The organism is Nitratireductor sp. StC3, assembly GCF_003015025.1.
In the GTDB taxonomy this organism is placed as follows: Bacteria; Pseudomonadota; Alphaproteobacteria; order Rhizobiales; family Rhizobiaceae; genus Mangrovimarina; species Mangrovimarina alexandrii.
Window position 1 is genome coordinate 93,712 of the sequence record NZ_PYBP01000003.1, and the last position, 20,167, is coordinate 113,878.

Here is a 20,167-nt window from a genome sequence, read left to right on the forward strand (position 1 = left end):
CGCCGGTGGCGGTCGATCAGCGAAGGAAAAACGGCATGGGCGTCACGGTGAAGCAACAGGCGGTCGACAAAAAACAGATGATCGCCGCGGCCGAAGGCGCGCTGGCCGACATCTCGCGCACCCGCGAGGCGGTCGGCAAGGTGGTTTTCGGCCAGGAAGCGGTGGTCGAGCGCACCATGGTCGCCATCCTGGCGGGCGGACACGCCCTGCTCGTCGGCGTGCCCGGGCTTGCAAAGACCAAGCTGGTTGACACGCTGGGCACGGTGCTGGGGCTCGATTCCCGCCGCATCCAGTTCACTCCCGACCTGATGCCGTCCGACATTCTCGGCTCCGAGGTGATGGAGCAGGACGACAACGGCAAACGTTATTTCCGCTTCCTCCCCGGCCCGGTCTTCTCCCAGCTCCTGATGGCCGACGAGATCAACCGCGCCAGCCCGCGCACCCAGTCGGCGCTGTTGCAGTCGATGCAGGAATATCACGTCACCGTGGCCGGCGCGCGTCACGACCTGCCGGCCCCGTTCCACGTGCTCGCGACCCAGAACCCGCTCGAGCAGGAAGGCACCTACCCGCTTCCCGAAGCCCAGCTCGACCGTTTCCTGATGCAGGTCGACATTCTCTATCCCGATATCGAGGCCGAACGCCGCATTCTGCTGGAAACCACCGGCGCCGAGGAGGCGAAGGCCGAAAACGTGCTGTCGTCGCAGCGTTTGCGCGAGATTCAGGCGCTCATCCGACGCATGCCGGTGCCCGAAAGCGTGGTCGAGGCGATTCTCGATCTGGTGCGCTCCGCGCGCCCCGGCAACGGCAATGCCGAGACCGACAAGCATGTCGCCTGGGGGCCCGGGCCGCGCGCCAGCCAGGCACTGACCTTGTGCGCGCGGGCGCGCGCGCTGTACGACGGACGTCTGGCCCCGTCGGTCGACGACGTGCATGCGCTGGCCGAACCGGTGCTGCAGCACCGCATGGCGCTGACCTTCTCGGCTCGCGCCGAGGGCATGAACGTGCGCGACGTGATCGCGAGGCTGGTGAAAGAAGGCGGTTGATGGTGGCGCCGATAGGCCAGGCGGCCACCCCGGTCGCACCGAGCGATGCCCTGGCCAGGGGACGGTCGCGCGCCGCCTTGATCCCCGATCTGCTGGTCGATGCGCGCCGTATCGTCAACACGGTGATCGCCGGCTGGCACGGACGGCGCCGGCGCGGCATCGGCGAAAATTTCTGGCAGTTCCGGCCTTATGTGGAGGGCGAGGCGACCGCCCGCATCGACTGGCGCCGCTCGGCGCGCGACGATCAGCACATCTTCGTGCGCGACCGCGAATGGGAAGCCGCCCATACGGTGTGGCTGTGGGCCGATCCCTCGCCCTCGATGCTCTACCGCTCCGCCAATGCCGCGGTGTCGAAGGAATCGCGCGCGCTGGTCCTGGTGCTGGCGCTGGCCGAATTGCTGTCGCGCGGCGGCGAGCGCATCGCCTGGCCCGGCCTGTCCGATCCGTTCGTGGCCCGAAACGGCGCCGAGCGTCTGGCCTCGAGCCTGCTACAGGCCAAAACCGTGCCCGACCGGCCCGAACTGGCCGCGATCCGCCGCTTTTCCGACATCGTCATCGTCAGCGATTTCCTCGATCCCGTCGAGGAGACCATGGCCTGGCTCGACGTGCTGGCGCGCCACGGCGTACGCGCCCATCTGATCGAGATTGCCGATCCGGCCGAGGAAAGCTTTCCTTATGCCGGCCGCACCGAGTTTCGCGATCCCGAAACCGGCGCGAAACTGACCGCCGGCCGGGCCGAAACCCTGGCTGAGGATTATCGCCAGGCCTATCTGGCGCGCCGCGAGGCGCTGGCCGCCTGGTGCAAGCGCCTGTCGTGGAGCTACACGGTCAATCACACCGACAGGCTGGCCTCGGAGGCGCTGGTGCAGGTCCACCTGGCGCTGAGCGCCGCTTTCGCCCGCACGGCGGGAGGGCCGCGATGAGTTTCCTAGCTTTCGGCCAGCCTCTGGTGCTGCTCGGCCTGCTCGCGCTGCCCGTCATCTGGTGGCTGCTGCGGCTGACGCCGCCCAAGCCCCAGTCCGAGCTGTTTCCGCCGCTGCGCATCCTGGCGCGCGTGCTGAAAAAGGAGGAAACGCCGCATCAAAGCCCGTGGTGGCTAACCCTGTTGCGGCTCGTGATGGCCGCGCTGGTGATCCTCGCGCTCGCCGAGCCGATCTTCCGCCCGCGCGAAAAGCTCCAGACGGCCGGCGAGGCGCTGGCGCTGGTCATCGACAATGGCTGGGCGGCGGCGACGGACTGGGACCTGCGCGTCGCCACCGCCGAACGGCTGATTGCCGACGCCGCCGAAAGCGGCGCGCCGGTCGTGCTGGCGCTGACGGCCGAGAAGCCGAATGCCGAGATCGGTCCCTTCGATGCCGAGGAAGCCCGCAACCGCTTGCGCGCGGCCGAACCGCGGCCTGTCCCGGTCGACCGCGCCGCGATATTCGGCCGCGTGGCCGGCGCTCTCGACGCCCTGCCGACGGCGACGGTCGCCGTGCTGTCCGACGGGCTGGCCAGCGCCGGCGACGAGGCTGCCTTCGCGCAATTGCTGGGCGGAACGGCCGGCGAAGTCGTCTGGATCACGCCGGAGCGGCTGGCCATGATCGGCCTGACCGCCACGGAAAACCGCCCCGACCATTTCGCGGTCACCGCGATACGGGCGGCGGCCGATACCGGTCCGCGCCAGGTAACGGCCGGCGCCTTCGACGATCGCGGACGCCGCATCGCCGACACCGTGTTCGCTTTCGCTCCGGGCGAGACCGCGGCAACGGCGGAATTGCGGGTACCGTTCGAGCTGCGCAACGACTTCGCCACCATCCGCGTCGACGGCGAGAACCAGGCTGCCGCCGTCAGGGTTCTGGACGAAAACGCCAAACGCCGCCGCGTCGGTCTGGTCTCGCAAGCCGAGGGCGACCAGGCTCAACCGCTGCTGTCGCCGCTCTATTATATCGAGCGCGCGCTGGCGCCGTTCGCCGACCTGGTCGAGGCGCCGACCTTCGACCTCGCCGAGGCGATCCCCGACCTGCTCGATCAAAAGCCGGCGCTGATCGTCATGGCCGATGTCGGCACATTGCCGGACGCCGCCCGCCAGGCACTGATCGAATGGGTCGAGGGCGGCGGCACGCTGGTGCGTTTTGCCGGATCGCGGCTGGCCGCGGCCGACAATGACGACGCGTTGCTTCCGGTGCGTCTGCGGCTCGGCGAACGTGCGCTCGGCGGCTCGTTGACGTGGACCGAACCGCAGCCGGTGGCCGAGTTTCCGCCCACCGGTCCCTTCGCCGACCTGACGCCGCCGCGCGACGTCACCGTCACGCGCCAGGTGCTGGCCGAGCCGACGCCGGATCTTTTCGAGCGGACCTGGGCCAACCTCGCCGATGGCACGCCGCTGGTTACCGGCGCGGCGCGCGGCGAGGGAACGATCGTGCTGTTTCACGTTACCCCCGAGGCGACCTGGTCCAGCCTGCCGATCTCCGGCAGCTTCGTCGACGTGCTGCGGCGGCTGGTGCAGATGTCGCGCAACCAAGGCGCGATCGAGGCCGTTGCCAGCGGCAATCTCCAGACGCTGGCGCCGTTTCGCATGATCGCCGCCAACGGCATGCTGGCACCGCCGTCCCCCGACGCCAGACCGCTTGCCACCGGCGGCCCGCAAACGGTGACGATCGAAAACCCGCCCGGCCTCTACGGCACCGAGGAAGGGCTTGTGGCTCACAATCTGCTCGGTGCCGAGGCCACGCTCGCCACCATCGAGCGCCCGGCGACCGACTTGCCGGTTTCCACGGCCGCCTATGCGCTCGACCAGTCGCGCGACCTGCGCGGCCCGCTGATCGGGCTGGCCCTGGCGCTGATGGTGCTGGACACGCTGGCCGTGTTTTGGATCGGCGGCGTGTTTGCCCGCAGACGCCGCGCCGCGCCCAGGGCGGCGGGTGCCGCATTTGTGGCCATCGCGCTCGGCGCGGGACTTTTGGCCGGCGGCGTCAACGAGGCCGCCGGCCAGGACACCAAGCCGGGCGACGCCGAGGCGATCGCCGCGATCGCGACCACCCGCATCGCCTACGTGCTGACCGGCGACGCTTCGATCGACGCCGTCAGCCGTGCCGGCATCGCCGGGCTCACCCGCTTCCTGATCGACAAGACCGCGCTCGAGCCGGGTCCGCCGGCCGGCGTCGACATCGCCAATGACGAGTTGGCGTTTTATCCGCTGATCTACTGGCCGGTCGATCCGGCAGCGCCCATGCCCTCGCAGGCCGCCATCGCCCGCGTCGACGCCTATATGCGCCAGGGCGGTTCGGTTCTGTTCGACACGCGCGACCAATATGCGACCGGCTTCGACCTGTCGGGCGCCGCAAGCCCGGCCACGCGGCGGCTGCGCGATATTCTTTCCGACCTGAACGTGCCGCCGCTCGAGCCGGTGCCGGAGGACCACGTGCTGACCAAGTCCTTCTACATCCTGCGCGATTTCCCCGGTCGCTACGCCGGCGGCCCGTTGTGGGTGGAGGCCGTGCTCAACGCGCAAAGCAGCGACGGCCGGCCGGTGAGGACCGGCGACGGCGTCTCGCCGATCATGATCACCGCCAACGATCTCGCCGGCGCCTGGGCGATCGACGCCAACGGCGATCCGCTGTTGCCGACGGTGCCGGCCGATCCGATGCAGCGCATCTACGCGCTTCGCACCGGCGTCAACATCATGATGTACATGCTGACGGGCAACTACAAATCGGACCAGGTGCACGTGCCGGTCCTGCTCGAACGGCTCGGGCAATAGGAGCGGCTGATGAACTGGTCGCTCGCCTTCGAACCGCTCCTGTCCTGGCCACTTATGGCGGCCCTCGCCGTGCCGATGGCACTGCTTGCCCTTGCCGCGCTCTATTTTCGCCAGCGCGGCGCGCTGTTGCGCGTCGCCGCCTTTGCCGCCCTGGCGCTCGCGCTCCTCAATCCGGTCCTGCTCGACGAGGAACGCGACCCGCTGCAAAGCGTGGTCGCCGTCGTCGTCGACCGCAGCCAGAGCCAGGATATCGGCGCGCGCCAGGCCACGACCGAGCAGGCGGTCGAGGAGCTGAAGGCCCGCCTCGGCCGCTTCAACCAGTTCGACGTGCGCGTGGTCGAGGCCGGTCGCGCCAGCGACACCGACGATCGCACCCAGACCCGCTTGTTCGCGGCGCTGGAAAGCGTGTTCCGCGACGTGCCGCCGTCGCGTATCGGCGGCGCGGTGATGGTCACCGACGGCCAGGTCCACGACATGCCGGCCGTCTTCGACGGTCTGCCGGGCCCGCTGCATGCGCTGGTCACCGGCGACGACGGCGAGCGCGACCGCCGCGTACGCTTCGTCAACGCGCCGCGTTTCGGCATTGTCGGCAAGCCGCTGTCGATGTCCTACCGCGTCATCGGCACCGGCGAGGAAGGCCGGCCCGTCGACGTGCGGGTGTCGATCAACGGCGAACAGGTCGCCCTTGAGCGCGCCATCTTCGGCTCGGAAATGCCGCTCGAGATCACCGTGCCGGGCGCCGGACGCAACATCGTGGAATTGTCGGTCGAACGCGCCGAGGGCGAGATCACCGACACCAACAACCGCGCGATCGCGATCGTCGACGGCATTCGCGAAAATTTGCGCGTGCTGCTGGTATCGGGCGAACCGCATGCCGGCGAGCGCACCTGGCGCAACCTTTTGAAATCGGACGCGGCGGTGGATCTGGTGCACTTCACCATTCTGCGCCCCCCCGAAAAACAGGACGGCACGCCGATCAACGACCTGTCGCTGATCGCCTTTCCCACCCGCGAACTGTTCGTGGAGAAGATCAACGATTTCGACCTGATCATCTTCGACCGCTACCAGCACCGCGACGTGCTGCCGATCCTGTATTACGACTACATCGCCGAATATGTCGAACGCGGCGGCGCGCTTTTGATCGCCGCCGGCCCCGAATATGCGGGCGAGCAGTCGATCTCGCGCACGCCGCTGATGTCGGCCCTGCCGGCCCTGCCGACGGGGACCGTGATCGAGGAGGCGTTTTACCCGCGCCTGACGGAAACCGGCGCCCGCCACCCGGTGACGCGCGGGCTGGAAGGATCCGGACAGGAACCGCCGAACTGGAGCCGCTGGTTCCGTCTGGTGGGCATTTCGCGGCCCCTGGGCGACGTCGTCATGAAGGGGCCCGGCGAGGAACCGCTGCTTCTGCTCAACCGCAATGGCGAGGGCCGGGTCGGCATGTTCCTGTCCGACCAGGGCTGGCTGTGGGCGCGCGGCTTCGAGGGCGGCGGGCCGCATGTCTCGCTCTACCGCCGCATCGCCCACTGGCTGATGAAGGAACCCGAACTCGAGGAAGAGCGCCTGACGGCCTCCGGCCGCGGCATGACGCTCGAAGTCAGCCGGCAGACGATGAGCGAGGAGGCAGGCCCGGCGCGGATCATCACCCCGTCCGGCGCGACGATGGACCTGCCGCTGGTCGCCGGCAAGCCGGGGCTTTTCTCCGGCAGCGCCACGGTCGAGGAAATCGGCCTTTACCAGGTCGCCAATGGCGATCTGACCGCGCTCGCCCATGTCGGCCCGGTCAACGCGCCGGAATTCGCCGAGACCGTATCGACCCTGGACGTGCTGCGTCCGGCGGCCGAGGCGACCGGCGGCAGCGTCCGTCGCCTCGCCGGCCTGGGCGGGGGGCTGGCGATGCCCGGCATCGTGCCCGTGCGCGCCGCCGGCACCGAAGCGTCGGGGCGCGACTGGATCGGCCTGCGCACGACCCGCGACAGCGTGCTCAAATCGGTCAATCGGGTGCCGTTGTTCGCCGGCTTTTTCGGCCTGGCGCTGCTGCTGTTCGCCTTTTGCGCCATGTGGTATCGCGAGGGGCGCTGAGCCCACGACACCGGATCAGCCCCGGCGCGGATCGCGCCCAGACACGCTACGCCGGAACCGCGTGATCGGCGTGAACCATCACGCCCTGCAGCGCATCGAGCGCGCCCTCGGAAATCTCGTGGATCAAAAGCCGGTTCGGATCGACCGGACGCGGCATGACGATGCGCCGGGCCGGAATGCGCCGGAAACCGAGCGGACCGTAATAAGGTTCGTCACCGACCAGAATCACCGCCGGGGCGCCCGCCGCGCGGGCCGCCTCGATGGCGACGCGCACGAGCGCGCGGCCGATCCCCCTGTCCTTGAAGGCCGGCTTCACGGCCAGCGGACCGAGCAGCAGCGCCCGCCCCGAACCGGCCGCCACCCGGGTCAGCCGAACGGTGGCGACCACCTGGCCGTCGTGCATGGCAACGAAGGACAGCGCGCGCTCATGCGGGCCGCCTTCGCGGATCTTGTAGGCCGCGCGGGCATAGCGGCCGGGCCCGAAGGCTTCCGCGTTGATGTCTTCGATGGCGTGATCGTGTTCGGCCGTCTCGGCCAGATAGGCAATGTCGAGCATGATAATCCGTATCGCAAAGCGGTGACGACAGCCGCCCGTGGGCGGAAGGCGAACGCGGCTAGCCGCGCGGGCGTGGTCGTCGTCGCTGGATACGGTTCATGGCTGATTTTTGCCCCCTTGGAAAAATCCAGCTAGCACCAATTCGCCCACCCGTCCACGCGAAAATCGGCCCGTTGCGGGCGACGTCGCCGCTGCGGTGACGATCCGTTCAAGCCCGAACGGGCTGTGAAATCCGGAACCGATGCCTAAATTGGTCTCCAACAAGGGAGTTGCGACATGGGTTTGCTCGTCGACGGACAATGGTTCGACAAGGGATACGACACCAAGAAATCGGGCGGACGGTTCGTGCGTTCCCAATCCCGGTTTCGCGACTGGGTGACGCCGGATGGCGCACCGGCCGAGGGACGCGAGCGCGGTTTCAAGGCCGAGGCGGGACGCTACCATCTCTACGTGTCGCTGGCCTGCCCCTGGGCGCACCGCACCTTGATCGTGCGCGCGCTCAAGAAGCTCGACGACGTGATCTCGGTCGCCGTCGTCGACCACTTCATGGGCGAGAACGGCTGGACCTTCCGCGAGCGCGACGGCGCCACCGGCGATCCGCTTTACGGCGCAAATTTCCTGCACCAGATCTACACCAGGGCCGATCCCGCCTATTCGGGGCGGGTGACCGTTCCGGTGTTGTGGGACCGGAAGGAAGAGACCATCGTCTCGAACGAATCCTCCGAGATCATCCGCATGCTCAATGCCGCCTTCGACGCTTGGGGCGACGCCAGCGTCGATCTCTACCCGGCCCGACTGCGCGCCGAAATCGACCGGTGGAACGAACGCATTTACGAGCCGGTCAACAATGGCGTCTATCGCTGCGGCTTCGCGACCACGCAGAAAGCTTACGAAGAAGCCTTCGCCGAGCTTTTTTCAGCACTCGACGAGATCGAGGCGCATCTGCAGCACCATCGCTACCTGGCCGGCGAGCGCCTGACCGAGGCCGACTGGCGGCTTTTCACCACGCTGGTGCGGTTCGACCCGGTCTATGTGGGGCACTTCAAGTGCAATCTGCGGCGGATCGCCGACTATCCCAACCTGTCGAACTATCTGCGCGAACTCTACCAATTGCCGGGCATTGCCGACACGGTCGATCTCTTCCATATCAAGCAGCATTATTATTCCAGCCACGAGAGCGTGAACCCGACCCGCGTCGTGCCGGTCGGCCCCGCGCTCGACTACGAGGCCCCGCACGACCGCGCCCGGCTGCCCGCCGCCGCCTGAGTGCCCCTGCGGCCGCTACCAGTAGGGCGAAATGGGCGCATCGCCGAAAATTTCCCCGATCCGCCGGCGCGTGGCCGGCGTCGTGGTCGCCGGCAGCGCATCGAGGCCGAAAAAGCGCGCTTCGACGATTTCGCGGTCGGGCGCCTTGTCCGCCGTCTGGCGAAAAGCGGTGACGAGATAAAGCGCGACGTGATCGCGCCGGCTGGCGTTGCGGTTGAAATAGACCGCCTTCAACGCCGGCGGCGCGTCGAGTTCGACATTGGCCTCCTCGCGCAATTCGCGCGTCAGGGCTTCCTCCAGCGCCTCGCCCGGCTCGACGCCGCCGCCGGGAAGCTGCCAGCCCGGCACGTAGCTGTGCCGGACCAGCAGCACCGAGCGGTCCGGGGCGCGAAAGACGATCGCGCGGGCGCCGAGCGTCATCGGCCGGCCGAGCAGAAAGACGACATGCATCAACCGGGTGCGCAGCCGCGACCAGCCCGCCGATGACGCGCCGGCCGCACTCACGGGCGCACCGACACCGAGCGGCAAACGAACGCAGGCCGTTTCATTCGCAGCCGAACCACTTTAGGTTCGGCCCCACAACAGCAGCTTCAGAACGAACCGCATGTTTCGCCTCGCGCATATTTCCGACATCCATCTCGGCCCCCTGCCCGATCTATCCTACCGCGAGCTCGCCTCCAAGCGCATCACCGGCTACGTCAACTGGAAACGCAACCGCAAGCACCTGCTGAACCCGGGCGTGACCGAGGCGCTGATGGCCGGCCTCGCCCAGGCCGAGGCCGATCATCTGGCGGTGACCGGCGACCTGGTCAACCTGGCGCTCGACGCCGAGATCGAACTGGCGCGCGAATGGCTGACAGCCCTGGGCCGGCCGGACGACGTCTCGGTCGTGCCGGGCAATCACGACGCCTATGTGCCGGGCGCGCTCGTCAAGAGCTGCCGGGCCTGGCGCCCCTGGATCACCGGCGAGAAAACCGGGGTGGGGCTATCCGAATACGGTTTTCCCTATCTGCGGGTGCGCGGCGACGTGGCGCTGATCGGCGTGTCGTCGGCCCGCGCCACCGGCCCGTTCATGGCGCTCGGCCATTTCGGCGCGACCCAGGCCGCGCGCCTCGGCCATCTGCTGCGCCTTGCCGAACAGCGCGGCCTGTTCCGGGTGATCATGATCCATCACCCGCCCGTGCGCGGGGCAACGTCCGCCCACAAGCGGCTCTACGGCATCGGCCTGTTCCAGCGCATCGTGCGCCGGCACGGCGTCGAACTGGTGCTGCACGGCCATACCCACCTGCCGACGCTCCATCACATTCCCGCGCGCGACGGTCCCGCCCCGGTGGTGGGCGTCACCTCGGCCAGTCAGGGTCTGGGCGGCAAGAAGCCCGCGGCCCAGTTCAACCTGTTCGAAATCGGCGGCCGGCCGGGCGCCTGGACGCTCAACCTGACGCGCAAGGGCGTCACGGGCGCGGCCCTGGCGCTGCGCGAGATCGAACGGACCGCGCTGCTCAAGCCGCTTCAGCCGGCGGCGAAATAGGCCGCCAGACGCTCCCAGTAGATCGCCGCGGCGATCGCGAAGGCGACCGCCGCCCCGGCAAGCACGATCACCAGCCCAGACAGGAACGCCCTGAGACCCTGGCCGGCCTTGCGCGCCCGGCGGGCCCGCGCCTCTCCATTGGACAAAGACGGCGCCTCGGCGGGCTCGTCGACGCCATCATCCCCGGCCTCCCGGCCGGTGGCCACGGCGGTTTCAGCGCTTGCCGGCCGCAGAGGCTCGACCGTGCCGTCGAGCCAGCGCTGTCGCTCGATCATACGCTCGGCGATATAACGGGTGACCTGGTCGGCCACCGGCTTGATCTCGGTCGATTCGGCAAGCACCGTGCGCCCCAGCCGGGTGTCGCGGACAAATCGATAGGTGCGCCGGTCGCGTCCGAGCGCGACATGGGTGACGGCGTCGATCCAGAGCCGCGGCTGGACGCCGGAGGAGATGGCGAAGTCGAACTGGATCTCCTCGGGCGGCACGTCGGCGAAAACCGGCTCCAGCTCCTGCGCTAGAAGCTCGAGGCGCATGCGCGCCGCCTCGCGCAGTTCCACCACCACGTCCTCGCGTTCGGCCGATGCCGTCCTGACTTCGCGCAGCGCCTGCGCGAGTTTGCCCTGCGACTGTTCCGCCGCGATCTTCTGTCCGTCGTTCATGACCGATCCCCGTGCCGATCGTGTGGGTTAACACTTCTTTAACACAGTGTTCGTCCCGGTCACAAAGAGTATCGGCCCGAATGCGGCGGGCGCACCGGCGGAAATCGCGCCGCCCTTTGGTAATCCCCGTCCGGTCAATTATGTGTGGGACGCTAGATTCGCGCGGGATGAACGACATGGCGGTTGCGGAACGGTTCGGATCGACAATGCGGAACCGCTCCCGGCGCAAGCCGAGATCGTTTCCAACGCTTCTCAACGAGACATTCGACCGGCACGAGCGCGAGGGGCGGCGACTGCAGTTGCGCGGGCGCGTCGCGGCGCTGGTGGCAATCTATATCCTGGTCGCCGTCATCGCGCCTTATCCCGAATCCTTCTATTATCAGTCGCTCGTCATCGTCTTTCTGCTGACGGGCTTCATTCCGGCAATGATCGACCGGTTGGGCTGGCTCCGGAACTGGCATCTTTACGTATTCGTCACGCTCGATTTCGCGCTGATCACGGTGATGATGCTGTATCCGAATCCGTTTTCGCCCGCCGACTATCCGCCGCAACTGGCATTGCGGTTCGAGACTTTCGGCTATTTCTTCGTGCTGATCGCCGGCCTTGCCTTTTCCGACCAGCCCAGGCTGGTGTTGTGGGGCGGGTTTGTCGGCATCGTCAGCTGGGTTGTCGGCCTGACCTGGCTCGCCTCCTTGCCGGACAGCGTCATCTATTCCCCCTTCGCGCCGGGATCGTCGTCGCTGGACCTGTCGGAGCGCATCACCCTGATCGCGAATCCGGCTCTGATCGACCTGTCGGTCGAGGCGCAGAAGATCGTCGTGTTCGGCATCGTCGCCACGATCCTGGCCGGCGGCGTGGCGCGTTCGCGCCGGCTGGTGTGGCGCTACGCGGCGATCGAGCGCCAGCGGCTCAATCTCGCGCGCTATTTTCCGCCGGCAACGGTCGACGAACTGGCGCGCGACGACCTGCCCTTCGCCGAGATCCGCGAACTCGACGCCGCGATCCTGTTTGCCGACGTCGTCGGCTTCACCCGTTGGTCGGAGCGCCACACCCCGGTCGAAACCATCAGTCTGCTGCGCGAGGTGCACGGATTGCTGGAAGAAGCGATCTTCCGGCATGGCGGCACGCTCGACAAGTTCATCGGCGACGGCGTGATGGCCACGTTCGGCACGCCCGAGCCCGTGCCCCAGGATCCGCTGAACGGCGTCGCCTGCGTCAACGCGATCCTGACGGATGTCGCCGCGCTCAACGAGCGGCGCCGCGCCCGCGGCGCCGAGCCGGTCCAAATCGCCATCGGCCTGCATTACGGTCCGGTCGTGGTCGGCAATATCGGCACCGAAAGACGGCTCGAACTCGCCGTCATCGGCGACACGGTCAACGCGGCAAGCCGTCTGGAGGAACTGACCCGCCTGGTCGGCCGCGCCGCCGTCATCAGCGACGACGTCGTCGCCGACATCCGCCGGCGCGATCCCGAGGCCGCCGACAGGCTTCTGGCGGATTTCGAGTATCTCGGCGACAACCAGCTCGAGGGACGCCGCCAGGAACTTGCCGTCTGGGCGAGCCGGGCCACGCTCGCCGCGCACGAAAGCCGCCTCCCCAAGCGGCCGCTACGCCCCTGAGCCCTCTGCGCGGCCGTCAGCGAATGTTCTGTCGGATCAGATGGATGACGTCGGCCGCGCACTCGTCGGCCAGCATATGGCCGGCGCCTGCGAAGGCGTGCAGCGCCATGCGCGGCGGCAGCCCCTCGGTGTGGGAGAACGGCAGGATACGGTCCTCGCGGCCCCACAGTACCTTGACCGGCATCGCCAGGCCGGCCCGCAAGGCGTAGGGAATCACACCCTGGCGCTCGCCGCGAAACAGCAAGGCGGCGATCTCGACCAGCCTGTCCGTCTGGCCCGGCCGGGCGACCGCCTCGGCGTAGGGCGCCACCAGGGCCGGTGCAAGCGCGAAATCCGGCCCGTACATGACACGAAGGGCCGCGCCGAGGGCCGCGGGCGTATCGGCCGCGGCGTAGCGGCGAAGATGCGCGGCATCGATGGTTTCGCCATAACCGCCGGGCGCCAGCGCCATCAGCGAAGCGACCCGCTCCGGGGCGCCGGCTGCGATCAGGGTCGCGATCGCCCCGCCCATCGAATGGCCGACGAGGTGAAACCGGCCGACCCCGCGCGCGTCGAGATCGGCGAGCACGGCCTTTGCCGCCACCTTGGGCGGGCCCGCCTCGGCGAAGGCCAGCGATCCGCCATGCCCGGGCAGGTCATAGGCGATTGTGGAACGGAACGCGGCGATGGCGGGCTGAATGTCGCGCCAGACGAAATGTCCGGCGCCGAAACCGTGCAAAAACACCACCGGCTCGCCTCCGGTCCCGATTTCGTGGGCAAAAAGACTATCCGACACGCAACCTCCTCCGCTCCTGGCACCACATTCCGGTCAGGCAGGACCGGGATCATCCGCGGCGGGGCCGACCGGCCGCGGATGCGCCTTGCTCGGTTCCCGGCCGCCCTTACCGTCCCAAAATGCGGTTGACCGCCGACACCACCGCCTCGAGCGAGGCGGCGACGATATTGGTGTTGATACCGACGCCGAACAGACGGCCTTTGGGGTATTCAACCTCGACATAGCTGATCGCCGCGGCGTTGGAGCCCTGCTGCAGGGAGTGCTCGGAATAGTCCAGCACCGACAACTCGACCCCGATATGGCGCGAAAGCGCGTCGACGAACCCGTCGATCGGCCCGGTCCCGGTACCCCGGATCGTTATTTCCTGGCCCTTGTCGAGGATCACCGCTTCCACCACGCGCCGGCCCTTGGCCTCGCTGTCGGGATAGGTGTGGTGATCGACATATTTGAGCCGCGCGTCCGGCTGATCGACATAGGTCTCCATAAAACTGTCGTGAATGCGCGTCGACGGCAGTTCCTTGCCTTCGGCATCGGTGATCTGCTGGACGTGGCGGGAGAACTCGACCTGCAGGTTGCGCGGCAGATTGATGCCGTAGTCGGCCTGCAAGACATAGGCGATGCCGCCCTTGCCGGACTGCGAGTTGATGCGGATGATTGCCTCGTAGGTGCGGCCGACATCGGCCGGGTCGATCGGCAGATAGGGCACTTCCCACAATTCTTTGTTGGCCTTCTTGATCGCCTTCATGCCCTTGTTGATGGCGTCCTGATGCGATCCGGAAAAGGCGGTGTAGACCAGCTCGCCGACATAGGGGTGGCGCTCGGGTATCTTCATCTGGTTCGAATATTCGAACACGTCGCGCATGCGCGTGATGTCGCGGCAGTCGAGCATCGGATCGACGCCCTGGGTATACATGTTGAGCGCCAGCGTGACGAGATCGACATTGCCGGTGCGCTCGCCATTGCCGAACAAGGTGCCCTCGACCCGGTCGGCGCCGGCCATCAAGCCGAGCTCGGTCGCCGCGATCCCGGTGCCGCGGTCGTTGTGGGGATGCAGCGAGATGATGACGCTGTCGCGCCGGTCGATATTGCGGCACATCCATTCGATCTGATCGGCATGGATATTGGGCGTCGACATCTCCACCGTCGCCGGCAGGTTGATGATCAGACGATCCTGCGGCGTGGGATCGACGATCTCGATCACCGCGTTGCAGATCTCCAGCGCCACCTCGAGCTCGGTGCCGGTAAAACTTTCAGGCGAATACTGGAAGCGGTAGCCGCCGCCCGCCTTGGCCGCCATGTCGGTGATCATCTTGGCCGCGTCGGTGGCGATGCGCTTGATGCCGGCGACGTCCTTCTCGAACACCACCCGGCGCTGCAACTCGCTGGTCGAGTTGTAAAAATGCACGATCGGCGTGTGGGCGCCCTCGAGGGCCTCGAAGGTGCGGGCGATCAATTCGGGCCGGCACTGCACCAAGACCTGCAGGTCGACGTCGTCGGGCACGCCGGCTTCCTCGATCGCCCAGCGGGCGAAGTCGAAATCGGTCTGCGAGGCCGACGGAAAGCCGATCTCGATTTCCTTGAACCCCATGTCGAGCAGGAGCCGGAACATGCGGGCCTTGCGCTCGTGGCCCATCGGGTCGACCAGCGCCTGGTTGCCGTCGCGCAGGTCGACCGAGCACCAGATCGGCGCTCGTTCGATCCGTTTTTCGGGCCAGGTCCGGTCGTGCAGCCCGACGGCGGGGTAAGGCTGATATTTCCTGGCCGCGTCCGGCATGCCGGCCGGCGTGGTCTTGATCGGGGATTGTTCGTTCATCGTCTTGTCTCCGGCGTCTCCACCAATCGGGCCAAGGCCCGAACGGGAACGCAATCGTCGCTATCACGGTATTGGTTGTGCGAGGAGCAGCAGGCCCGGTCAGGCATATCGACCGCCGGGCGCTCCTTCAGCGGACCCGGCGATCGCCGATAAGACCGAGCAGAAGAAGGGTCGAGGAAAGCGCACGCGCGGCCGCCGGCGCGCAGAACGGGCGCAAGGCTGAACGCGTATATGGGCGTGCGGTCGACATAGTCGTCCTATACCGGCCTTGCCGCGCCCTGGCAAGCATGCTTCGCCCGGCGCCGCTATCTGCTTGCACCATACCGGCAAAGCGCTTGCATTCGGGGCCCAAGAATCCGATTCAGGCCCAATTGACCGGTTGAAAAACGCGCAACATACTCGGTAGTATGTCGCGGAGATGGAGAGGAGACCGCATGGCGTTCGTCCGTGCCAACGGCATTGTTCTGCATTACGAGGACCGGGGCGACCCGGCCAAACCCACGCTGGTTTTCGCCAATTCGCTCGGCACCGATTTCCGCATCTGGGATGCGGTGATGGCGCGCCTGGGAGACGGCTTTCGCTTTATCCGCTACGACAAGCGCGGCCACGGCTTGTCCGAGGCACCGCCGCCGCCCTACCGGCTCGACGATCATATCGGCGATCTGGAGGCGCTGCTTGCCCATTGCGGCGTCGGATCGTGCGCCCTTGTCGGCCTGTCGGTCGGCGGCATGATCGCGCAGGGCCTGGCGGCCAGACGGCCGGATCTGGCCGAGGCGCTGGTGCTGATGGACACCGCCCACAAGATCGGCACCGCCGAGATGTGGAACCAACGCATCGACGGCGTGACTAAAAACGGCATCGCCTCGCTGGCCGACGCGATCATGGAACGCTGGTTCACCCCGGCCTATCGCAGCCCCGACAATCCCGACTATGCCGGCTATGTCGCCATGCTCACGCGCACCCCGGCGGACGGCTACGCCGGCACCTGCGCCGCACTCCGCGACGCCGACCTGACCGCCGGCACAGCGGCGCTGACACTGCCCACCCTGTGCGTGGTCGGCGACCAGGACGGCTCGACGCCGCCCGATCTGGTGCGGTCGACGGCGGATCTGATCGCCGGCGCCCGTTTCGAGATCGTCCGGGACGCGGGACATCTACCGTGCATCGAACAACCGGACGCAGTCGCAGCGCTGCTTTCCGATTTCCTGAAACAGGCCCGCCTGCCATAATTGCGCGATAGTGGTGCCGCGTGATCGGCGCCCGCCAAGGGAGAGAATTGATGACAGAAGCCGTGACCGTCACCCGAGACGGCGACATTGCGATCGTGACGCTCGACAATCCGCCCGTCAACGCGCTCAGCCTGCATTTGCGCAAGCCGTTGCACGATGCGCTCGAAGCCCTGCGCGACGACGATGGCGTACGCGGCCTGGTGCTGGCCTGCGCCGGCCGCACCTTCGTCTCCGGCGCCGACATCACGGAATTCGGCACCCCGAAGGCGCTGGAGCGCCCCAACCTTCCCGACCTGATCGCCGCGCTGGAATCGTTTGCCAAGCCGACCGTGGCCGCCATTCACGGCACCGCGCTCGGCGGCGGGCTTGAGCTGGCGATGGGCTGTCACTTCCGCGTCGCGGATGCCGGCGCCAGATTCGGCCTGCCCGAGGTCAAGCTCGGCATCCTGCCCGGCGCCGGCGGCACGCAGCGGCTGCCGAGGCTGATCGGCCCCATGCAGGCGCTGACCTTGATCGTATCGGGCAATCCGATCGGCTCCGGCGATGCGCTTGCCGCCGGGTTGGTCGAGGCGGTCCACGATGACGCGCTGCTTGCCAACGCGATCGCCTTCGCACGCGCCAGGGCCGACGAGGGTGCGGCCCTCGTGCCGGTGAGCCGGCGCGAGGACAAGCTGGCGGAGGCCAAGAACGATCTCGACGGCTTCGACGCCGCCGTCGCCGCTCTTTTGAAGAAGAAGCGCGGCCTCGACGCGCCGGTACGCTGCGCGCAATCGGTCCGCAACAGCCTGACGATGCCGTTCGAGGACGCGCTCGCCGCCGAACGGAATTATTTCGTCGAGCTCGTTCAGGGCGAGCAGTCGCGCGCCCAGCGCCATTTGTTCTTCGCCGAACGCGAGGCGGCCAAAATCGACGGCGTCGGCAAGGATGTCGCCCCGCGCGCCGTCAAGCGCGTCGGCGTGATCGGCGCCGGCACGATGGGTGGCGGCATCGCCATGTCCGTCCTCAATGGCGGCGTTCCCGTCACGATCCTGGAATTGAGCCGGGAGGCGCTCGATCGCGGCCTCGCCACCATCGGCAAGAACTACGATATTTCGGTCAAGCGCGGCTCGCTGACCGAGGAGGCCCGCGACGCGCGCCTGGAACGTCTCGGCGGCACCACCGACTATGCCGACCTCGCCGAATGCGACCTGATCATCGAAGCCGTCTTCGAGGAGATGGCGATCAAGAAGGAGGTGTTCGCCAAGATCGAGGCGGTCGCCCGGCCGGGCACGGTGCTCGCCTCCAACACCTCCTATCTCGACATCGACGAGATCGCCGCCGCCACCGGCCGCCCGCAGGACGTGGTCGGGCTGCATTTCTTCTCGCCCGCCAACATCATGCGGCTGCTGGAGATCGTACGCGGCGCCAAGACGGCGCCCGACGTGCTCGCCACCGCCGTGTCGCTGGCGCGCCGGATCGGCAAGGTGCCGGTCGTGGTCGGGGTCTGCCACGGCTTCGTCGGCAACCGCATGCTCGCCGCCCGTTCGGCCGAGCTCGAGGACCTGCTGCTGGAGGGCGCCACCCCGCAGCAGGTCGACAAGGTTTTCACCGATTTCGGCTGGCCGATGGGACCGTTCGCGATGGGCGACCTCGCCGGCCTCGACATCGGCTGGCGCAACCGCAAGGCACTCGGCAAGACCGCCGCGATCGCCGACGCGCTGTGCGAACAGGGCCGCTTCGGCCAGAAGACCGGCAAGGGGTTTTACATCTACGAGGCCGGCGCGCGCACGCCCACGCCCGACCCCGAGGTCGAGGCCCTGATCGCGGAAAAGGCGGCCGAGCGCGGCATCGAACGCCGGGACATTCCGGCCGACGAAATCACCGAACGCACGCTCTATCCGCTGATCAACGAGGGCGCGAAGATCCTGCAGGAAGGCATCGCCGCCCGGGCCTCCGACATCGACCTGGTCTGGGTCAACGGCTACGGCTTTCCGGTCGGCAAGGGCGGGCCGATGTTCTGGGCCGAAAGCCACGGCGTGGGCGGCATCGTCGAGCGCCTGGAGTTCTGGCACGCGCGCACCGGCAAGGACGTGTTCGAACCCGCCGCCCTTTTGAAGGAGGCCGCGGCCTCCGGCACCCGGCTCGCCGCACTGCGCAAGGGCAAGGCGGCCTGACCATGGATCTCGCCTCTGCTCCCTGGAAGGCGATCTATCCGCCGGGCCTGGCGCCCGACACGACACTTGCAGCCTGGCCGGTCCACACCATCGTCGACCGCGCCGCCGCGCGCTGGCCCGACAAGCAGGCGGTGTGTTTTCGCAACGCGCGGCTGAGCTTCTCGGCGCTCAGCCGCGAGACCGATCGGGCCGCACGCGCCTTCCGGGCCGCCGGCGCCGGCCCGGGCGTCAAGATTGCACTGCTGCTGCCCAACACGATCTACCATCTGCTGGCCTTTTTCGGTGCGCTCAAGGCCGGCGCCACCGTGGTGCATCTCAGCCCCCTCGACAGCCGGCGCGTTCTTTGCCACAAGCTCGCCGACTCGGGCGCACGGCTGCTCGTGACCACCAATATCGGCGAGCTGGCGGCACGCGCCGGCGAACTCGTCGCAGACGGTCTGGTCGATCTCCTCGTCATCGGCGAGGACGCGAAATTCGGCCCCTCCCCGCTCACGGGACCGCTGCCGGAAACGAACGATTTCAAGACGTTCGACGAATTTCTGGACTCAGGCCGGCAACAGGCTGACTCAAGTTCTGAAGGCGTTGAATCACTGCCCGAAGTCGAACTCGGCGACCTGGCGCTGGTGCAATATACCGGCGGCACGACGGGCATGCCCAAGGGCGCACTGCTGACGCATAAAAATCTGTCGACGGCGGTCGAAAGCTACGATCTGTGGTTCGACGCCTGGGGCCTGATGCGCCCGGCGCAGGAGCGGGTGCTGCTGTTCCTGCCGCTGTTTCACATCTACGCGCTGACCGCGGTGATGCTGCGCAGCGTGAAGAACGGCCACACGCTGCTCGTTCACACCCGTTTCGACCCGCTGACCGCGCTCGACGAAATCGAGGCCGGCGCGACCAGCTTTCCCGGCGTGCCGACGATGTGGATCGCGATCTGCTCCACCCCCGGCTTCGAAAGGCGCGACTTCTCCTCGCTGCATTACTGCGCCTCCGGCGGCGCGCCGCTGCCGGTCGAAATCGCGCGGCGGCTGAAGGTCGCGACCGGGCACGACCTGCTCGGCGGCTGGGGCATGACCGAGACCGCACCGGCCGGCACCAACATCCCCCTCGACCGGCCGGACAAGGTCGGCACGATCGGCGTGCCGCTGCCGGGCATCTGGATGGACGTGGTGGCGCTCGACGGGCCCGAACGCGTGTTGCGCCCAGGCGAGACCGGCGAGTTGCGCATTTTCGGGCCGAATGTGACTGCCGGCTACCTCAACCGCCCCGAAGAGACGGCGGCCGCCTTCGCCGGCGGCGGTTTCCTGACCGGCGATATCGGCTTCATGGACGCGGACGGTTTCTTCACCATCGTCGACCGCAAGAAGGACATGATCCTGTCCGGCGGCTACAACGTCTATCCGCAACTGATCGAGCAGATGATCTACGAGCACCCGGATGTCGAGGAGGTGCTGGTGATCGGTGTGGCAGACGCCTATCGCGGCGAGGCCGCCAAGGCCTTCGTCAAGCTGCGGCCCGGCGCGCCCGTGCTGACGCTGGAGGACTTGCGCACCTTCCTCAAGACCCGGCTCGGCCGGCACGAAATGCCAAGCGCGCTCGAACTGCGCGACGCGCTGCCGCGCACGCCGGTCGGCAAGCTGTCGAAACTGGAACTCAAGCACGAAGAGGCGGCGCGGCGCGAAGCCGCCCACGCCTCGTAGGAACA

The 20,167-nt window shown here is 67.7% G+C and carries 15 protein-coding genes; 10 read left to right on the top strand and 5 right to left on the bottom strand.

The genetic code is table 11. The features are described from left to right. Positions 1 to 35 precede the first annotated feature (35 nt). Genes C7T96_RS07660 through C7T96_RS07675 form a run of 4 tightly spaced genes read left to right on the top strand, consistent with a single transcriptional unit; the run spans position 36 to position 6,867 of the window. The gene (locus C7T96_RS07660) at positions 36 to 1,043 is read left to right on the top strand and encodes a MoxR family ATPase (RefSeq protein WP_106570625.1); all 1,008 of its coding nucleotides are present in this window, start codon (positions 36 to 38) and stop codon (positions 1,041 to 1,043) included. Beyond that, on the top strand, positions 1,043 to 1,966 hold the full coding sequence (locus C7T96_RS07665) for a DUF58 domain-containing protein (RefSeq protein ID WP_106570626.1): 924 nt from the start codon (positions 1,043 to 1,045) through the stop codon (positions 1,964 to 1,966). Before C7T96_RS07660 ends, C7T96_RS07665 begins: the two co-directional genes overlap by 1 nt. Next, positions 1,963 to 4,785 carry a DUF4159 domain-containing protein gene (locus C7T96_RS07670; RefSeq protein WP_106570627.1) on the top strand — a complete coding sequence of 941 codons (2,823 nt, stop codon included), beginning with the start codon at positions 1,963 to 1,965 and terminating at the stop codon, positions 4,783 to 4,785. The genes C7T96_RS07665 and C7T96_RS07670 overlap by 4 nt, the downstream gene beginning before the upstream one ends. Positions 4,786 to 4,794: 9 nt before the next feature. Beyond that, positions 4,795 to 6,867, top strand: a complete 2,073-nt coding sequence (locus C7T96_RS07675; RefSeq protein ID WP_106570628.1) for a hypothetical protein — start codon at positions 4,795 to 4,797, stop codon at positions 6,865 to 6,867. A gap of 46 nt (positions 6,868 to 6,913) precedes the next feature. Here the strand turns inward: C7T96_RS07675 and C7T96_RS07680 are convergent, their stop codons facing one another. After that, positions 6,914 to 7,429 (bottom strand): N-acetyltransferase, encoded by a 516-nt coding sequence (locus C7T96_RS07680; RefSeq protein ID WP_164749896.1) that lies wholly within the window; start codon positions 7,427 to 7,429, stop codon positions 6,914 to 6,916. Between the two features lie 270 nt (positions 7,430 to 7,699). Between C7T96_RS07680 and C7T96_RS07685 the strand changes: the two genes are divergently transcribed. Continuing rightward, entirely contained in the window at positions 7,700 to 8,689 is a 990-nt protein-coding gene (locus C7T96_RS07685) for a glutathione S-transferase family protein (RefSeq protein ID WP_106570630.1), read from the top strand. 15 nt (positions 8,690 to 8,704) lie between these two features. Here C7T96_RS07685 and C7T96_RS07690 read toward each other — a convergent pair whose 3' ends face one another. Next, positions 8,705 to 9,139: an NUDIX domain-containing protein gene (locus C7T96_RS07690; RefSeq protein ID WP_106570935.1), complete on the bottom strand. Its 435-nt coding sequence runs from the start codon at positions 9,137 to 9,139 to the stop codon at positions 8,705 to 8,707. 154 nt (positions 9,140 to 9,293) lie between these two features. Here C7T96_RS07690 and C7T96_RS07695 point away from each other — a divergent pair, with 154 nt between their 5' ends. Next, complete coding sequence (locus C7T96_RS07695) at positions 9,294 to 10,217, top strand: metallophosphoesterase (RefSeq protein WP_106570631.1); 924 nt, start codon at positions 9,294 to 9,296, stop codon at positions 10,215 to 10,217. Here C7T96_RS07695 and C7T96_RS07700 read toward each other — a convergent pair. After that, the gene (locus tag C7T96_RS07700; protein WP_106570632.1) at positions 10,199 to 10,876 is read right to left on the bottom strand and encodes a hypothetical protein; all 678 of its coding nucleotides are present in this window, start codon (positions 10,874 to 10,876) and stop codon (positions 10,199 to 10,201) included. The two genes, C7T96_RS07695 and C7T96_RS07700, sit on opposite strands and share 19 nt — an antisense overlap. Positions 10,877 to 11,082: 206 nt before the next feature. Between C7T96_RS07700 and C7T96_RS07705 the strand changes: the two genes are divergently transcribed. After that, on the top strand, positions 11,083 to 12,495 hold the full coding sequence (locus tag C7T96_RS07705) for an adenylate/guanylate cyclase domain-containing protein (RefSeq protein ID WP_158264323.1): 1,413 nt from the start codon (positions 11,083 to 11,085) through the stop codon (positions 12,493 to 12,495). 16 nt (positions 12,496 to 12,511) lie between these two features. Here C7T96_RS07705 and C7T96_RS07710 read toward each other — a convergent pair whose 3' ends face one another. Next, positions 12,512 to 13,270, bottom strand: coding sequence for an alpha/beta fold hydrolase (locus tag C7T96_RS07710; RefSeq protein WP_106570634.1), 759 nt, complete (start codon positions 13,268 to 13,270; stop codon positions 12,512 to 12,514). A 106-nt stretch (positions 13,271 to 13,376) separates the two neighbouring features. Next, on the bottom strand, positions 13,377 to 15,044 hold the full coding sequence (gene leuA, locus C7T96_RS07715) for a 2-isopropylmalate synthase (RefSeq protein ID WP_199190438.1): 1,668 nt from the start codon (positions 15,042 to 15,044) through the stop codon (positions 13,377 to 13,379). A 473-nt stretch (positions 15,045 to 15,517) separates the two neighbouring features. Between leuA and pcaD the strand changes: the two genes are divergently transcribed. From pcaD to C7T96_RS07730, 3 genes are read left to right on the top strand one after another with little or no spacing between them, the layout of a single operon-like run. Then, complete coding sequence (gene pcaD, locus C7T96_RS07720; RefSeq protein WP_106570636.1) at positions 15,518 to 16,312, top strand: 3-oxoadipate enol-lactonase; 795 nt, start codon at positions 15,518 to 15,520, stop codon at positions 16,310 to 16,312. Between the two features lie 50 nt (positions 16,313 to 16,362). Continuing rightward, positions 16,363 to 18,465: a 3-hydroxyacyl-CoA dehydrogenase NAD-binding domain-containing protein gene (locus C7T96_RS07725; protein WP_106570637.1), complete on the top strand. Its 2,103-nt coding sequence runs from the start codon at positions 16,363 to 16,365 to the stop codon at positions 18,463 to 18,465. A gap of 2 nt (positions 18,466 to 18,467) precedes the next feature. After that, positions 18,468 to 20,162, top strand: coding sequence for an AMP-binding protein (locus tag C7T96_RS07730; protein ID WP_106570638.1), 1,695 nt, complete (start codon positions 18,468 to 18,470; stop codon positions 20,160 to 20,162). Positions 20,163 to 20,167: the final 5 nt, after the last annotated feature.